The organism is Sphingomonas glacialis, from assembly GCF_006439055.1.
GTDB lineage: Bacteria > Pseudomonadota > Alphaproteobacteria > Sphingomonadales > Sphingomonadaceae > Sphingomonas > Sphingomonas glacialis_A.
On the sequence record NZ_RCZC01000002.1, the window covers coordinates 567,768 to 581,937 of the forward strand.

Sequence of the window (14,170 nt, forward strand, 5' to 3'; positions counted from 1 at the left end):
GCGCGGGGCGCCGACGCTCAGTAGCGCCGGCCCCGCCATACCTTGACGCTGTCGGCATCCGCCAGCCCGCCCGATCCGGCGACGCAGCGCGTATAGGCAAAGCGCGTGTCGAGACACAGCCACAGCTCGTCGAGCCAGCCCTTCTTGTTCGCGGTTACCCGTACAGCGCTGGCCGGTACGCCCGGATTGGCCGTGGCGAACGCGGCGGCGAGCTGCCCCGCGGTCAGCGGGCGGCGCGACAGGCGGTCCATGTCGGGATAGCGCAGCTTGCCGTACAGCCCGTTCGAACGCGCGAAATAGGCGTCGGGGGTGATCCCCATGCACGTGCCATGCTTCGACCATTCGTGCTGGAGAAATTGCGGCGACGGCGTCGCGCAGACATGGCGCTTGATCAGCTCGGGCGGCAGGATCGGCGTCGCGGTGCAATATTGCGGCCACTCCTGCCCGACGCCATCGGGCCACAGCCCGTGGAGCGTGAAGCCGAAGCGATTGCCGCCGCCGCATTCGAAGCTCTTCGCGGGATCATTGGCCTTGCTATGGCAATATTCGGGCGCCCAGGTCAGCGCGAGCGTATAGCCCGTGATCGGCCGCACCCGCTGCGGCTGGCTCGCCGAGGCGACATCGGGATGCGGGCTCGGCAGGCTCGCGGGCACGCTGCATTGCAACGCCTGAGCATTAACGACACCCGGCAGCGCGAGCGATGCGACCACGATCGCCTTCGACAGAAGTTTCATCCGACATTCCCCCAACCATATTCGTGACGGAACTCGCGGCACGATGCGCCACGAGTCCGCCCGCTTTTGAAGCGCTTACGCACCAGATTAGCGCGGCTAAATCCGCGCGCAATGCCTCATCCGATCGTCGTGAAATCGAGCCCGATATCGGCGGCCGGCGCCGACTGCGTCAGCCGCCCGACGCTGACATAGGTCACCCCCGTCTCGGCGATCGCGCGGATCGTGTCGAGCCGCACCCCGCCAGATGCCTCGGTCGGCATACGACCGGCGACCAGCGTCACCGCCTCGCGCAGCATCGGCGGCGCCATATTGTCGAGCAGCAGATGCGTCGCGCCCGCCGCGAGCGCGGGCTCGATCTGCGCGATCGCATCGACCTCGACGATGATCCGTTCGATCCCGGCGGCAACGGCGCGCGCCACCGCCGGCCCGACCCCGCCGGCCACCGCGACGTGGTTGTCCTTGATCATCGCAGCGTCCCACAGCCCCATCCGGTGGTTGGTCGCCCCGCCCATCCGCGTCGCATATTTCTCGAGCGCACGCAGTCCCGGGATCGTCTTGCGCGTGTCGAGCAAGGTGGCCCCGGTCCCCGCGATCGCATCGACATAGCCGCGCGTCATCGTCGCGATCCCCGACAGATGCTGCACCGTGTTGAGCGCCGAGCGCTCGGCGGTGAGCAAAGCGCGCGCCAGCCCCTCAAGCCGCAGCAGCGCGGTCCCGGCGGCCACGCGGTCGCCCTCCTCGACCAGCCGCTCAATCCCGATCGCAGGATCGAGCGCGCGAAAGAACGCCTCGGCGATCGGCAAGCCCGCCACCACGATCGCGTCGCGGCTGTCCATCACCCCGGTGAAGCGCGCATCGGCGGGGATCACCGCCGCTGAGGTGATGTCGCCGCCGGGGCCGAGATCCTCGGCGAGCGTGGCAGCGACAAAGGCATCGAGATCGAAGCGATCGAGGGTGAAGCGCATGGCGGCCTCCGGCAGCAGGGGGAAAGCGCGCCGCTATAGGGGCGCAGGGGCGATCATGCCAGAACCCCCGCCGCTATCCATCGGATGTTCCGGGGCCGGAGATGAAGGCGACCGCGTCGCTGAACGCGACGTCGAGCACTGCGACGCCGCGATCGTCGACAATCGAGAGCCGTGTATCGAGATACAGCACCCCGCTCGCTGCATCGGCTGCGATCAGGTCGCGCGCCACCGCGAGGGCACGGGCGCGCACGCCGGCGAGATCGGCAAGCTCGACGCCTTCGGGATCGATCAAGAGATCGCCGGCTTGATAGAGATGGAAATACCACCGAGGCATGTACGCTCCTCGAGTAAGACAGGGACAAATACACGTCCCCAGACGCCGCTGATCGTTGCGTCAGCGTTGGCCACGGCATACCACCGCCCGCTTGCGCGCCCTATCGGAAACTGCGCACGATACTCAAATTATTGATATTTGATAAGCTCAGCCGGAACGATCCACGCTAAAGCGCCCCACTCCGCACGCAGCTACACAGTCCTAGGCGACTGTGATCTGCTTACACCCCGCCCCAGCGGAGCGCCAATGCCTTTCGATCCAATCCTCGAAGCGATCATCACTCGCATGGAATCCCGCTCGATCCTGTTGGAGGACGACCGCAGCGCGATCCGCGCGCTCTCCTACACGCAACGTCAGGTCGAACCGTCGAGCTATCTGGTCCGCGAAGGGACGCAGCGCACGCGCTGCGCCGTCCTGCTGTCAGGCTTTTGCTACCGCCAGAAATTGACGAGCGACGGCGCGCGGCAGATCGTCTCGGTCGAAATACCCGGCGATTTCATCGACCTGCAGCACCTCTTCCTCAACGAAACCGACCATAACGTGCAGGCGCTGACGCGCGCCAGCGTCGCCGAGATCGATTCGGCCGCCTTGCGCACGCTCGCGCTGACACGGCCCGCAATCGGTGCGGCCTTATGGAGCGAAGTGCTGATCAGCGCGTCGATCTTCCGCGAATGGATCGTCAATGTCGGGCGCCGCGATGCGCACAGTCGCGTCGGGCATCTGCTGTGCGAGCTTGCGGTCAGGCTCGAAATCGCGACGGGCGCGAAAGACCGGCTTTACGACCTGCCGATGACGCAGGAGCAGGTCGGCGACGCGGTCGGGCTCACCCCGGTGCATGTCAACCGCGTGCTGCGTGCGCTGACGCAGCGCGGCTTCATCTCGCGCGACCGGCGTCAGATCGCGATCCTCGACTGGGATGCGCTGCGTGACGCGAGCGACTTCAACCCGCGCTATCTGCACCTCAAGCCGTAACCCCGCGCCCGCGCCCGCGCCTTAGCGCGTGGGCGCACCCGTCTCGACCGTCCCGACGACATGGACCGTCAGAACGCGCGCGCCACGGTCATCCTCGACCTGGACGTCGAAGACGATGTCGGTCTTGCCGTCGCGCAGGTCCGACGTCAGGATTTCCCCTGCCGCATCCGATGCCCGAGACCGTGCGACGGCGATCGAACTCAGCTCCGCGCCGACCTCATCGTGAACGTGGGAGGTCTGGTTCAGGACATGGAAGAAATAGCGTGGCATCCCCATGGTCTCGCATGGCCGCGCGGATGCTGCCATAAACTCAATCAGTCGCCGCTGACGCGCAGCGGGCCGAGATCGCCCATCCCCACCGTGCCGCTCGCCATCGCCAGCATCGCATCGAGGCTCTTCTTGGCGCGCAGCCGCAGGCCTTCCTCGATCTCGACGCGCGGCGTCAGGTCGCGCAGCGCGACGTAGAGCTTCTCCATCGTGTTGAGCGCCATGTACGGGCAGATGTTGCAGTTGCAGTTTCCGTCCGCCCCCGGCGCACCGATGAAGTTCTTGAGCGGCGCGGCCTTCTGCATCTGGTGGATGATGTGCGGCTCGGTCGCGACGATCAGCGTGTCGCCGGGCATCGTGTCGGCGAACGCGAGGATGCCGCTCGTCGAGCCGACATAATCGGCATGGTCGAGGATGTACGGCGGGCACTCGGGATGCGCGGCGATCGGCGCGCCGGGATATTGCAGCTGGAGCTTGAGCAGCTCGGTCTCGCTGAACGCCTCGTGGACGATGCACACGCCCGGCCACAGCAGCATCTCGCGCCCCGTCTTGCGCGCGAGATAGCCGCCGAGATTCTTGTCGGGGCCGAAGATGATCTTCTGGTCGAGCGGGATCTGGCTGAGGATCTTCTCGGCCGACGAGCTCGTCACGATGACGTCGCTGAGCGCCTTAACCTCGGTCGAGCAGTTGATATAGGTCAGCGCGATATGATCGGGATGCGCCGCGCGGAACGCCGCGAACTTGTCGGGCGGGCAGCTGTCCTCGAGCGAGCAGCCAGCATCCATGTCGGGCAGCACGACGATCTTGTCGGGGCTGAGGATCTTGGCGGTCTCGGCCATGAAGCGCACGCCACAGAACGCGATGACATCGGCATCGGTCGCCGCGGCCTTTTTCGACAGATCGAGGCTGTCGCCGACGAAATCCGCGAGATCCTGGATTTCGGGCTTCTGGTAATAATGCGCGAGGATGACGGCGTTGCGTTCGGTCCGCAGCCGGTCGATCTCGGCGCGCAGGTCCACTCCCGTCAGGCTTCCGCCGATCCCGTTGCGCGCGTCCATAGTCAGTTCCTCGTCGTGGAGGCCGTCAGATGGACGCACGCGCGCGCTGGATCAAGGCATTCCCGGGAATGGCGGGAAAGCATAGCCCGAGACCGCCGCGCCCGGTGTTCCAGCGACGACCGCCGCATAGAACGCCGCGCCGAGCGGACTGAAGGTGATCAGCTCGACCAGAACCGTCGACCCGACGATCGCCCCGAGCCCCCACCACCATGCCGGATGGACCGTACCCGAGCGACGGATATCGGCGACGATGCCGATCAGCGGGAAGACCAGGACCGCCAGAAAATCGGCCTCATAGGCATAGGGAATGAGCAGCGGCAGCGGCAGCAGGCGGCCGAGCGCAGGACCGAGCAACAGCGCCATGCCGCAATAATGCAGCCGGCGATGCCACTGCGTCGATCGCCGCAGCGCGATTGCAGCGGAGGTCAGTCCGGCGAAGGTCAGGACGAGCACCGGATCGAACACGAGAAACTGGACCGGCGGGAAAACGGGCGGCACACGGCCGAGCTGCGCCAGTCGCATCGTGACAAGCGTGCCGAGCACCACCATCGCGACCACCCAGCCCGCCGCGATCCAGCCGAGCCGTCGGTGCAGCGCAATCGACCCGCGCGCGACCAGCGTGTTCTGCGCGACGTACAGCACCACCCACCCCATGAAGACGAGCGCATGCGCATGCACGATCGGCGGCGCGGCAAAGCTCGACCGTCCCATCGCGAGCGCGACGGAAAAGCCGGTAAAGACGACCAGCGCCATCACATAGGACATGATCAGAAAGAAACGATCGTCGCTTCGCGCGATCGTCTGCGGCGGCGCGATAGTTGCCATGCTCATCCCCCGATGAAACCGACTCGTCGGGGCGGATATTAACACAGTTTTCGAAGCAAGACACGGTGAGTCCCGCCGCGATCCTGCGGATCTACCTAAACTAGATTAGGACCGATTGGCCAAGACCTCGGCGATCGACTTGGTCGTATCCCACACTTCGCTGTTGTCACGGGCTTCGTCGGCGAAGCGCACCTTGACGCTCGCGTCGAGCCCCGCGGCGCGCAGCGGCAGCGCGAAGCTGCGCTCGACCGCGCGGCGCGTCGCATCGCGCGCGAGCCGCATCGGCACCGGCTCGTGCGCCTGCCGCACCAGTTCGCGCTGTCCCGCCGCGCGATTGGCCTGTTCGAGCTTGGCATCGGCATCGGTGATCGTCGAGAGGATGCCGCCCTCGCCATATTCGCGGATCTGCGTCAGGTCGATCTGCGGCGCCGACGCCTCGACCGGCGGAAGCACGACGCCGAGCGTCCGCGTCTTCGCATCCCACGTCACGTCGCGCGCGCTGAGCTTGCCCATGTCGACATGATATTCGACCAGGCCCGGCATGATCAGCGTCTTCTTCGCCTGCAGCCCGAATTGCGATTGCGTCGAGGTCGACACCGCGACGAAGCGCGCGGCGAACGCCGACAGCCGGTTCTGCTCGCGCAACCCCTCGAGCGACCCGCTCGCGATGGTAACCGGATCGGGCCCGGCGAGCTTATGCTCGACCAGCGCGCCGATCCCCCACACCAGCCCGAGGATGAACAGGGCGATCAGCGCCAGCGCAGCGGCGAATTTGGCGACGAAACTCATGCCGTAACGCTCCACAATCCACCCTGCTCGGCGACCCGCGCGCGGTCGCGCAGGTCGATCAGATGCGCCAGCACTGATCGCTCGGCCGCCGGGAACAGCCGCGGGTCGATCCCGACATACATGCGCGAGACCATCTCGCCGATCGTCGCGGGGGCCGCGCGCAAGGTCCGCAGAATCTGCCCCTCGCGCTGCTTGCGATGCCCGAGCATCCCGCGCACCAGCCGCTGCGGGGTCTCGATCGGGTCGCCATGCGCGGGGTAATAGCGCCGCTCGGTCCGCGGCAGCAGCTTTTCGAGGCTCGCCATATAGGCGGTCATGTTGCCGTCGGGCGGCGAGACGATGCTGGTCGACCAGCCCATCACATGATCGCCGCTGAACAAGGCCCCCGCGCCGTCCTGTGCTTGCGGCAACACGAAGGCGATGTGGTTCGAGGTATGGCCCGGCGTCGCAAGCGCGGTCAGCGTCCAGCCCGCCCCGCTCACGCTGTCGCCCTCGGCGAGCACGCGGTCGGGCGCATAGTCCCGGTCGAACGAGGCATCGGCGCGGATCCCGGCGTCATCGAGCGCAAGCGGCGCACAACCGACGATCGGCGCGCCGGTCGCGGCGGCGAGTGGGCGCGATCCGGGGCTGTGGTCGCGGTGCGTGTGGGTGATGACGATCGCCCGCACCGGCCGCCCGTCGATCGCGCGGACGATCGCGTCGATATGCGCGGGGTCGTCGGGGCCCGGATCGATCACCGCGAGATCGGTCGTCCCGACCAGATGGACCTGCGTGCCCGTATGCGTGAAGGGCGACGGATTGGGCGCGAGCAGGCGGGCGACGAGGGGCTCGAGCTGCTCGGGCACGCCGGGAAGTTGCTCGCTCATCTGACCGAGATGGCGGGTCGCGCCGACGAAGGCAAGGGCGCGACCCGTGGTGCGTGCTGCCGGGAGTTACTGAGCGTGCGCGACATCCGATTCGAGTTCGGCGATCGCGGTATCGATTCCGGCCAGCGCGCGCGCTCGCTGTTCGGCGGTCATCGCCGCTGCCGCCATGACGTTCGCGCGCGACCGGCGCAGGCCATCGAGCGCATGCGCATAGGCGTTGCGCTGCATGTCCTTGCTGTTCGCGGCCATCGCGATACCCCGCGCCTTCGCGGCGGCGATCCGATCGCTGCAGATGATGATCCGCTGCTGGCCGGCCGTCCGCTCCTTGATCACCATCCGCCCGTCGGTCCCACGCGGACCGCAATTGCGCGAGGAAATCTGCGGCATCGGCGGCATGGCGGGCATGGCGGGCATGGCGGGCATCCGGGGCATCTGCGGCATCTGCCCGATCTCGCCGACCAATGTCGAAGTGCCGTCGCGGTTGAGCTTCACGTACCGCCCGTAGCGGACGATGCGCTTACCATCCTTGGTCACCGTGACCATCGTCGTCGTCATGCCCGTGCCGCGCGCGCCTGCGACGGGAACGGGTGGTGCGGGCGGTGCGGGCGGAACCGCATCGGCGATGCCCGATGGCGGCAGCGGCGGCTCGGGTGCTGGCGGCAAATCGGGTCCGGCGACGTCTGCCGCCTCGGCAGGCGCGCGGACCCGCGCCAGGCGCGACGGCGCGACGGGGACTGCCGGGGCTGCAGGCGCGACGGCCGGCGCAGGCGGCGCGGCGACAGCCTGGTCGAGCGCGGCGAGATCCATCCCGGTCGCGTCCTCGACAGTGCTGCGCACCTTGGCGGCGGCAGCCGTTCCCGATGCGGTCAGCCCGAGCCCGCCTGCACCGAGCAGGGCAAGCATCCCCGCCCCCGCGATCAACCGACCGCGCGAAGTCTTGTTGGTGGTCAACATCCGGAGTCTCCCTTTGAGGTCGTCGATCGTGTGGAGGTGGCAGGTCGCGGCAACGGTGCCGCCCATGAAGCTCGGATGCGCGGCCTTGAGGATCGCGCAGGCATAGGTGTGGCGGCGCATCGGGTTCATGCCGGCGAGCACGCGCGCGTCGTTGGCGATTTCCTGGTCGGCGCGGAACGCGCGGAAGGCGCGCCAGGCGATCGGGTTGAACCAGTGCAAGGCGAGCACGACCAACGCGACCCAATTGGCAAGCAGATCGCCGCGCGCATGATGGCCGAGCTCATGCGCCAGCGCGAGATCGCGCTCCTCGGCCTCGAACCGCTCGGCGAAATCGCGTGGGAAGGCGACGTAGCGGCGCAGGACCCCGAAGGCGAGCGGACCGCTCGCGGCGCTCGTCTCGATCACGCGGACGCCACCTTGCGCGTCGTGCGGCCCCGCCGCGTCGAGCAGCCGCCGGCAGAAACGGTGATGCGACACCGTATGCCAGACAAGAAACGCCGCCGCCCCGCCGATCCACAGCATCGCAAGCGCCGGGGCGATCCACACCGTGATCGGGCCCGAGGCGACGACGCTGTCGGCAGAGGGGTCGGTCAGCAGCACGCCGACCTGCTCGCTCACGCGCAGCATCGGCGCGACGGCCGCTTCGTGCCACGCGCTCGGCAGCGGCGGCAATGCGAGCCGCAGCACCGGCAGCAGCCATAGCGCATACGCCACGTCCGCCCCGAACGCCTTGCGCACCGGACGCCGCAACAGCAGCACCGCGACCATCAACACGCTCGAAGCGACCAGCGCTTCGATCAGCCAGCTTGGCGAGATCCAGTCGGTCATGCCTTGAGTTCCTTGAGCAGTGCTTCGATCTCGGCGATATCCTGCGCGGTGAGCGCGTCGCGGTCGGCGAGATGCGCGACCAGCGGGCTCAACCTGCCACCGAACAGGCGGTCCATCAATTTGCGCGATTCGCCGGCGACATAGTCTTCCCGCTTCACCAGCGGACGATACAGATAGCGCCGTCCCTCGGCTTCATGCGCAATGATGCTCTTGGCGAGCAGACGGCCAAGCAAGGTCTTGACGGTGTTGGCACTCCAGTCGCGCGTATCGGGAATACGCTCGGCCACGTCTTGCGCGGTGAGCGGACTCTCGTCCCACAACACTTCCATCACTGCATGTTCGGCATCGCTGATGCGTTCGGCCACGAGTCGCTCTCCGTAATGACTACGGATGTAATCGTATCGTTTACGCGTGTAGTCAAGTGCCCGCTTGCTCGCCCCTGCAGGAGGAATAGGCTGCCCGAAAAAACAGGAGCGGATCGATGACCTTCACCACCCTGGCGACCGGGCTGCGCTTTCCCGAAGGCCCCGTGGCGATGCCCGATGGCAGCGTCATCCTGGTCGAGATCGAAGCCGGCCGCATCACGCGCGTCCATCCCGACGGCACGAAGACGACGGTGGCCGAACCCGGCGGCGGCCCCAATGGCCTCGCGATCGGCCCCGACGGCAAGCTCTATTGCTGCAACAATGGCGGCTTCCAGTACGTCGAAACCCCGAGCGGCCTGCTCGTCCCGCACGGCCAGCCCGCCGATTATTCGGGCGGCAGGATCGAACGGATCGACATCGACACCGGCGAAGTCGAGGTGCTCTACAAGGACGGCGACTTCCACTGCACATTGCGCGGCCCGAACGACATCGTGTTCGACGATGCCGGCGGCTTCTGGTTCACCGATCACGGCAAGACCCGCGACCGCGAGCGCGACGTCACCGGCATCTTCTACTCGCACGCCGATGGCCGCCACCTCGCCGAGGTCATCTTCCCGAGCGAGAACCCCAACGGCATCGGCCTCTCGCCCGACGGCAAGCGGCTCTACGCGGCCGAGACCTATACCTGCCGGCTGATGGCGTTCGACATCACCGCGCCGGGCGAAGTCGATCTCACCGCCGGCCTCGGCGGTCCGGGCATCCCGCTCTACCGCCCCGCCGGCTACAAATTCTTCGATTCGCTCGGCGTCGAGGAATGCGGCAACATCTGCGTCGCGACGATCGGCGAGAGCGGGATTTCAGTGATCGCTCCGACTGGCGAGCTCGTCGATTTCGTGGCCACGCCCGATCCGTTCACGACCAACATCTGCTGGGGCGGGCCCGATATGCGCACGGCGTACATCACGCTGTCGGGCACCGGACAGCTCGTCAGCATGGAATGGCCGCGTCCGGGTTTGCGCCTGGCATATTGATCGCCGCCCCTGCGCCGCCTATCGCCTCCCAAAACAAGGAGTCGATGCATCATGAAGAAACTCTATCCCGATGCGGCAGCAGCGCTCGACGGGTTGCTCCATGATGGCATGACGATCTGCGCCGGCGGGTTCGGCCTGTGCGGCATCCCCGACCGGCTGATCGACGCGATCCGCGACGCCGGCACCAAGGATCTGACGATCGCCAGCAACAATGCCGGTATCGACGGCGAAGGCCTCGGCAAGCTGCTCCGCACGCGCCAGGTCAAGAAGATGATCAGCTCGTACGTCGGCGAGAACAAGGAATTCGAACGGCAATATCTGAGCGGCGAGCTCGAGGTCGAATTCTGCCCGCAGGGCACGCTCGCCGAGCGCTGCCGCGCCGGTGGCGCCGGGATCCCCGGTTTCTACACCAAGACCGGCGTCGGCACGCTCGTTGCCGAGGGCAAGGAAGTGAAGGTGTTCGACGGCGAGGAGTTCATCCTAGAGCGCGGCATCCGCGCCGACCTGTCGATCATCAAGGGCTGGAAGGCCGACGAGAGCGGCAACCTCATCTTCCGCAAGACCGCGCGCAACTTCAACGCGCCGATGGCGACCGCGGGCAAGATCTGCGTCGCCGAGGTCGAGGAGATCGTGCCGGTCGGCTCGCTCGATCCCGACTGCATCCATCTGCCGGGAATCTACGTGAAGCGGCTGATCGTCGGCAGCCCGTACGACAAGCGCATCGAATTCCGCACCGTGCGCGAGGCGGCGTGAGCCTAGCATCGACCGCCCCTCTTCTTGCTCCCCTCCCGCTCGCGGGAGGGGCTGGGGGAGGGCCTGAACCACACGCGGCGCTGGACCGGCACGCCCCTCCCCTAGCCCAGTTTCAGGTGAACGATGCCCCGCATCGTTCAGGTCGGTCCGGGGGACCGACCGACCTGAAACTCGCAAGCGGGAGGGGGATCTTGGGTGCGCTCGCGCTGCTGCTGTCGGGATGCGCTACGGCGCCTGCCGCCATGCCAGCGCCGCCACCGCCCGTGGCATCCACCCCCACAATCCCCCCCCGGCATGCAATTCCTCTACGGCTCAGGCGAAGCCGCAGCCCTCGATCACCAGGCCTACAACGTCCTGGTCGACGCCGTCCGCCGCCGCATCGCGAGCGAAAAGGCCGATCCCAAGGCGATGACCGATCGCACCTCCGCGGTCCTGCAACCCGGCACGACGCTCGACCAGCCCGCCACGCTCCCCTGCGGCGACCGCCCGCGCGCGGTGGTGTTCGACATGGACGAGACGCTCGTCCTCAATCTCGGCTTCGAATATGACGACGCCACCCATCCCGGCCTCCGCTACGACGACGCCCGCTGGCAGCAATGGGAACAAACCGGCGTCGATCAGGTCCAAGCCGTCCCCGGCGCGATCGCCGCGGTCAACGCATTGCGTGAGATGGGCGTGACCGTCGTCTTCAACACCAACCGCTCCGCCGCGACCGCCACCTTCACCGAGCAGGCGATCGCCCATGCTGGCCTCGGCGTCGCCAAACACGGCCAAACGCTGTGGCTCAAGGGCGATCTCGGCAGCGGCTCGGGCAAGGACACCCGCCGCCAGGCGATCGCCGCGCGCTATTGCGTCGTCGCGATGGGCGGCGACCAGCTCGGCGATTTCTCCGACCTGTTCACCGGCACCCCGCAGCAGCGCCGCGCCGCGGTGTCGTCGCCCGCGATCCACGGATATTGGGGCCGCTTCTGGTTCGTCCTGCCCAACCCCGTTTACGGCACCGCACTCAAAGGGGGGATCGACCAGGTCTTCCCCGCCGACAAGCGCTGGACGCCCACAAATTCTGGAGAGAAATAAGATGGCCTGGACTCGTGACGAAATGGCAGCCCGCGCCGCGCGCGAATTGCAGGACGGTTTCTACGTCAACCTCGGCATCGGCATCCCGACGCTCGTCGCCAACCACATCCCCGAGGGCGTCACCGTCACGCTCCAGTCCGAGAACGGCATGCTCGGCATCGGCCCCTTCCCGCTCGCGGGCGAGGAGGATGCCGACCTCATCAACGCCGGCAAGCAGACGATCAGCGAGCTCCCGCAATCGGCCTATTTCGGTTCGGACCAGAGCTTCGCGATGATCCGCGGCGGGCATATCGACCTAACCGTGCTCGGCGCGATGGAAGTCGCCGAGAATGGCGACATCGCCAACTGGATGATCCCCGGCAAGATGATCAAGGGCATGGGCGGCGCGATGGATCTCGTCGCCGGCGTCAAGAAGATCATCGTCGTGATGGAGCACAGCTCGAAGAACGGCGACCCCAAGTTCATTCCCGCCTGCACGCTGCCGCTGACCGGCAAGAACGTCGTCGACATGGTCATCACCGATCTCGCGGTGTTCCAGCGGCCCGACCATCAGTCGCCGTTCAAGCTGATCGAAATGGCGCCGGGGGTTACCGCCGACGAGATCGCCGGCAAGACCACCGCGCACTATCTGGTGTAAGGCGATGGGCTACACGCTGATCACCGCGAACCGGAATTATTCGAGCTGGTCGCTGCGGCCTTGGCTGCTGCTGCGCGCGCTCGATATTCCGTTCGAGGATCGGCTCGAGCCCTTCACCCAAGCCGTCAATTACGACGCCTTCCGCGCCTTCTCGCCGACCGGCCAGGTCCCCGTGCTGCTCGACGGCGACCGCACCGTGTGGGATTCGCTCGGGATCGTGCTGTATCTCGCCGAACGCCACCCCGGAATCTGGCCCGAGGACGCAGCGGCGCGCGCTTGGGCACAGTGTGCCACCGCCGAAATGCACGGCGGCTTCGACGCGGTGCGCAATGCCTATACTATGAACGTCGGCGTCCGGGTGAGCCCCCCCGCCCCGACCCCGGCGCTCGCGCGCGAGATCGCGCGGCTCGCCGAACTGTGGGCCGAGGGTCTCGACCGCTTCGGCGGCCCGTGGCTCGCCGGTCCGGCATTCACCGCGGTCGATGCCTTCTTCGCGCCGGTCGCCTTCCGCGTGCGCACCTATGGCCTCGATGTCGGCGCCGCCGGCGCGGCGTGGGTCGCGCGGCTACTCGATCATCCGGCGGCACAGGAATGGGAAAGCGCCGCGCTCGCCGAAAGCTGGCGCGAGGCGGCGCATGAGGCCGAACTCGCCGCAGCAGGCACGATCACCGCCGACTATCGCGCATGATCCGCTGGGTCCTGGCGGTAGTCGCGCTGCTGGTCGTCATCGCCGGTGGATTGATCTACGCGCTCGTCTCGCCACCGGGACAGCTCAGCTTGCTCGACGCTGCGATGGGCGGCAGCACGGGCACCGAACGCCCCGGCACCGCGATCCCCTTCGGCAGCGAAGGCCAGACGCTCGACGTGTGGCGCCCCGCCGGACCGGTGACCAAGCGCCCGGTGCTGATCTTCTGGTATGGCGGCGGCTGGGTAGCGGGCACGCGCCAGGGCTATGCCTTCGCCGCACGCGCCTTTGCGCGAAACGGCTTCGTCGTCGTGGTGCCCGATTACCGCAAGGTCCCGCAGATCCGCTTCCCCGCAATGCTGCATGACGGCGCGCAGGCGGTGAAATGGACGCGCGACCACATCGCTGAATTTGGCGGTGACCCCACGAGGATCGGCGTCGCGGGCCATTCGGCGGGCGCCTATACCGTCGCGATGCTGACGCTCGACCCGCGCTGGCTCGCGGCCGAGCACGTCGACCCCAAGATCATCAAGGCCGCGGTCGGCCTGTCGGGCCCGTACGATTTCTACCCGTTCGACAAGAAGCGCTCGATCGATGCGATGCAGGGCGCGAAAGACCCGCTGATGACGCAGCCGATCCACTTCGCGCGCGGTGACGCCGCGCCGATGCTGCTCGTCACCTCGACCGAAGACACAGAAGTCCGCCCGCGCAATGCGATCCATCTCGCGGCAGCGCTCAAGGCGCACGGCGGCACGGTCGAACTGCGCAATTATCCCGGCATCACCCACGAAAATGTCGCGATGGCGCTGTCGGTGCCGTTCCGCGGCAAGGCCCCGGTGCTCGCCGACAGCGTCGCCTTCCTCGACGCGGCGATGCCCGCGCGCTGACGATCGGCTCCATTTCGGAGCGATTGGCGGCGCCCTCCACTGGCGCAGTCACCCGCCCGGCGCCCATAACCCTCGTTTCGGATCCAACCCTGCGCGCACCGTCGCGCAAGGCCTGTACAGACGGCGCGTGGCTGCTGCAGGAC

17 protein-coding genes are annotated in these 14,170 nt (G+C 67.3%); 7 read left to right on the forward strand and 10 right to left on the reverse strand.

All coding sequences use genetic code 11. The annotated features are described in order from the left end of the window. Positions 1 to 17: 17 nt before the first annotated feature. From EAH76_RS06475 to EAH76_RS06485, 3 genes are all read right to left on the reverse strand, one after another. Entirely contained in the window at positions 18 to 734 is a 717-nt protein-coding gene (locus EAH76_RS06475; RefSeq protein ID WP_140849300.1) for a ribonuclease T2 family protein, read from the reverse strand. Positions 735 to 850: 116 nt separating this feature from the next. After that, positions 851 to 1,699, reverse strand: coding sequence for a carboxylating nicotinate-nucleotide diphosphorylase (gene nadC, locus EAH76_RS06480; RefSeq protein ID WP_140849301.1), 849 nt, complete (start codon positions 1,697 to 1,699; stop codon positions 851 to 853). 73 nt (positions 1,700 to 1,772) lie between these two features. After that, positions 1,773 to 2,033 (reverse strand): DUF6894 family protein, encoded by a 261-nt coding sequence (locus EAH76_RS06485; protein WP_140849303.1) that lies wholly within the window; start codon positions 2,031 to 2,033, stop codon positions 1,773 to 1,775. 246 nt (positions 2,034 to 2,279) lie between these two features. On the opposite strand from EAH76_RS06485, the gene EAH76_RS06490 reads away from it, so the two are divergent. After that, on the forward strand, positions 2,280 to 3,005 hold the full coding sequence (locus tag EAH76_RS06490) for a Crp/Fnr family transcriptional regulator (RefSeq protein WP_140849305.1): 726 nt from the start codon (positions 2,280 to 2,282) through the stop codon (positions 3,003 to 3,005). Between the two features lie 21 nt (positions 3,006 to 3,026). On the opposite strand, the gene EAH76_RS06495 is transcribed toward EAH76_RS06490, so the two are convergent. From EAH76_RS06495 to EAH76_RS06525, 7 genes are all read right to left on the reverse strand, one after another. Then, positions 3,027 to 3,275: a DUF6894 family protein gene (locus tag EAH76_RS06495; RefSeq protein WP_140849307.1), complete on the reverse strand. Its 249-nt coding sequence runs from the start codon at positions 3,273 to 3,275 to the stop codon at positions 3,027 to 3,029. Positions 3,276 to 3,319: 44 nt separating this feature from the next. Then, positions 3,320 to 4,330 carry a quinolinate synthase NadA gene (nadA, locus tag EAH76_RS06500; protein ID WP_140849309.1) on the reverse strand — a complete coding sequence of 337 codons (1,011 nt, stop codon included), beginning with the start codon at positions 4,328 to 4,330 and terminating at the stop codon, positions 3,320 to 3,322. A gap of 51 nt (positions 4,331 to 4,381) precedes the next feature. Next, positions 4,382 to 5,155, reverse strand: coding sequence for a hypothetical protein (locus EAH76_RS06505; RefSeq protein WP_241659586.1), 774 nt, complete (start codon positions 5,153 to 5,155; stop codon positions 4,382 to 4,384). A gap of 105 nt (positions 5,156 to 5,260) precedes the next feature. Next, a complete protein-coding gene (locus EAH76_RS06510; protein ID WP_140849311.1) occupies positions 5,261 to 5,944 on the reverse strand; it encodes a DUF4230 domain-containing protein in 684 nt (227 codons plus the stop codon). Continuing rightward, positions 5,941 to 6,810: an MBL fold metallo-hydrolase gene (locus EAH76_RS06515; RefSeq protein WP_140849313.1), complete on the reverse strand. Its 870-nt coding sequence runs from the start codon at positions 6,808 to 6,810 to the stop codon at positions 5,941 to 5,943. The genes EAH76_RS06510 and EAH76_RS06515 overlap by 4 nt, the downstream gene beginning before the upstream one ends. A gap of 66 nt (positions 6,811 to 6,876) precedes the next feature. After that, positions 6,877 to 8,592, reverse strand: coding sequence for a M56 family metallopeptidase (locus tag EAH76_RS06520; protein ID WP_140849315.1), 1,716 nt, complete (start codon positions 8,590 to 8,592; stop codon positions 6,877 to 6,879). Next, on the reverse strand, positions 8,589 to 8,957 hold the full coding sequence (locus EAH76_RS06525; protein ID WP_140849317.1) for a BlaI/MecI/CopY family transcriptional regulator: 369 nt from the start codon (positions 8,955 to 8,957) through the stop codon (positions 8,589 to 8,591). The genes EAH76_RS06520 and EAH76_RS06525 overlap by 4 nt, the downstream gene beginning before the upstream one ends. A 116-nt stretch (positions 8,958 to 9,073) precedes the next feature. Here EAH76_RS06525 and EAH76_RS06530 point away from each other — a divergent pair, with 116 nt between their 5' ends. The 6 genes from EAH76_RS06530 (at position 9,074) to EAH76_RS06555 (ending at position 14,027) form a co-directional block, all read left to right on the forward strand. Next, positions 9,074 to 9,988, forward strand: a complete 915-nt coding sequence (locus EAH76_RS06530; RefSeq protein ID WP_140849319.1) for an SMP-30/gluconolactonase/LRE family protein — start codon at positions 9,074 to 9,076, stop codon at positions 9,986 to 9,988. A 51-nt stretch (positions 9,989 to 10,039) separates the two neighbouring features. Continuing rightward, positions 10,040 to 10,741, forward strand: coding sequence for a CoA transferase subunit A (locus EAH76_RS06535; protein ID WP_140849321.1), 702 nt, complete (start codon positions 10,040 to 10,042; stop codon positions 10,739 to 10,741). 294 nt (positions 10,742 to 11,035) lie between these two features. Next, positions 11,036 to 11,818: an HAD family acid phosphatase gene (locus EAH76_RS06540; RefSeq protein ID WP_241659587.1), complete on the forward strand. Its 783-nt coding sequence runs from the start codon at positions 11,036 to 11,038 to the stop codon at positions 11,816 to 11,818. A 1-nt stretch (position 11,819) separates the two neighbouring features. Then, on the forward strand, positions 11,820 to 12,455 hold the full coding sequence (locus EAH76_RS06545) for a 3-oxoacid CoA-transferase subunit B (RefSeq protein WP_140849323.1): 636 nt from the start codon (positions 11,820 to 11,822) through the stop codon (positions 12,453 to 12,455). A 4-nt stretch (positions 12,456 to 12,459) separates the two neighbouring features. Then, positions 12,460 to 13,143, forward strand: coding sequence for a glutathione S-transferase (locus EAH76_RS06550; RefSeq protein WP_140849325.1), 684 nt, complete (start codon positions 12,460 to 12,462; stop codon positions 13,141 to 13,143). Further along, a complete protein-coding gene (locus EAH76_RS06555) occupies positions 13,140 to 14,027 on the forward strand; it encodes an alpha/beta hydrolase (RefSeq protein WP_194150945.1) in 888 nt (295 codons plus the stop codon). The genes EAH76_RS06550 and EAH76_RS06555 overlap by 4 nt, the downstream gene beginning before the upstream one ends. The last annotated feature ends 143 nt before the right edge of the window (positions 14,028 to 14,170 follow it).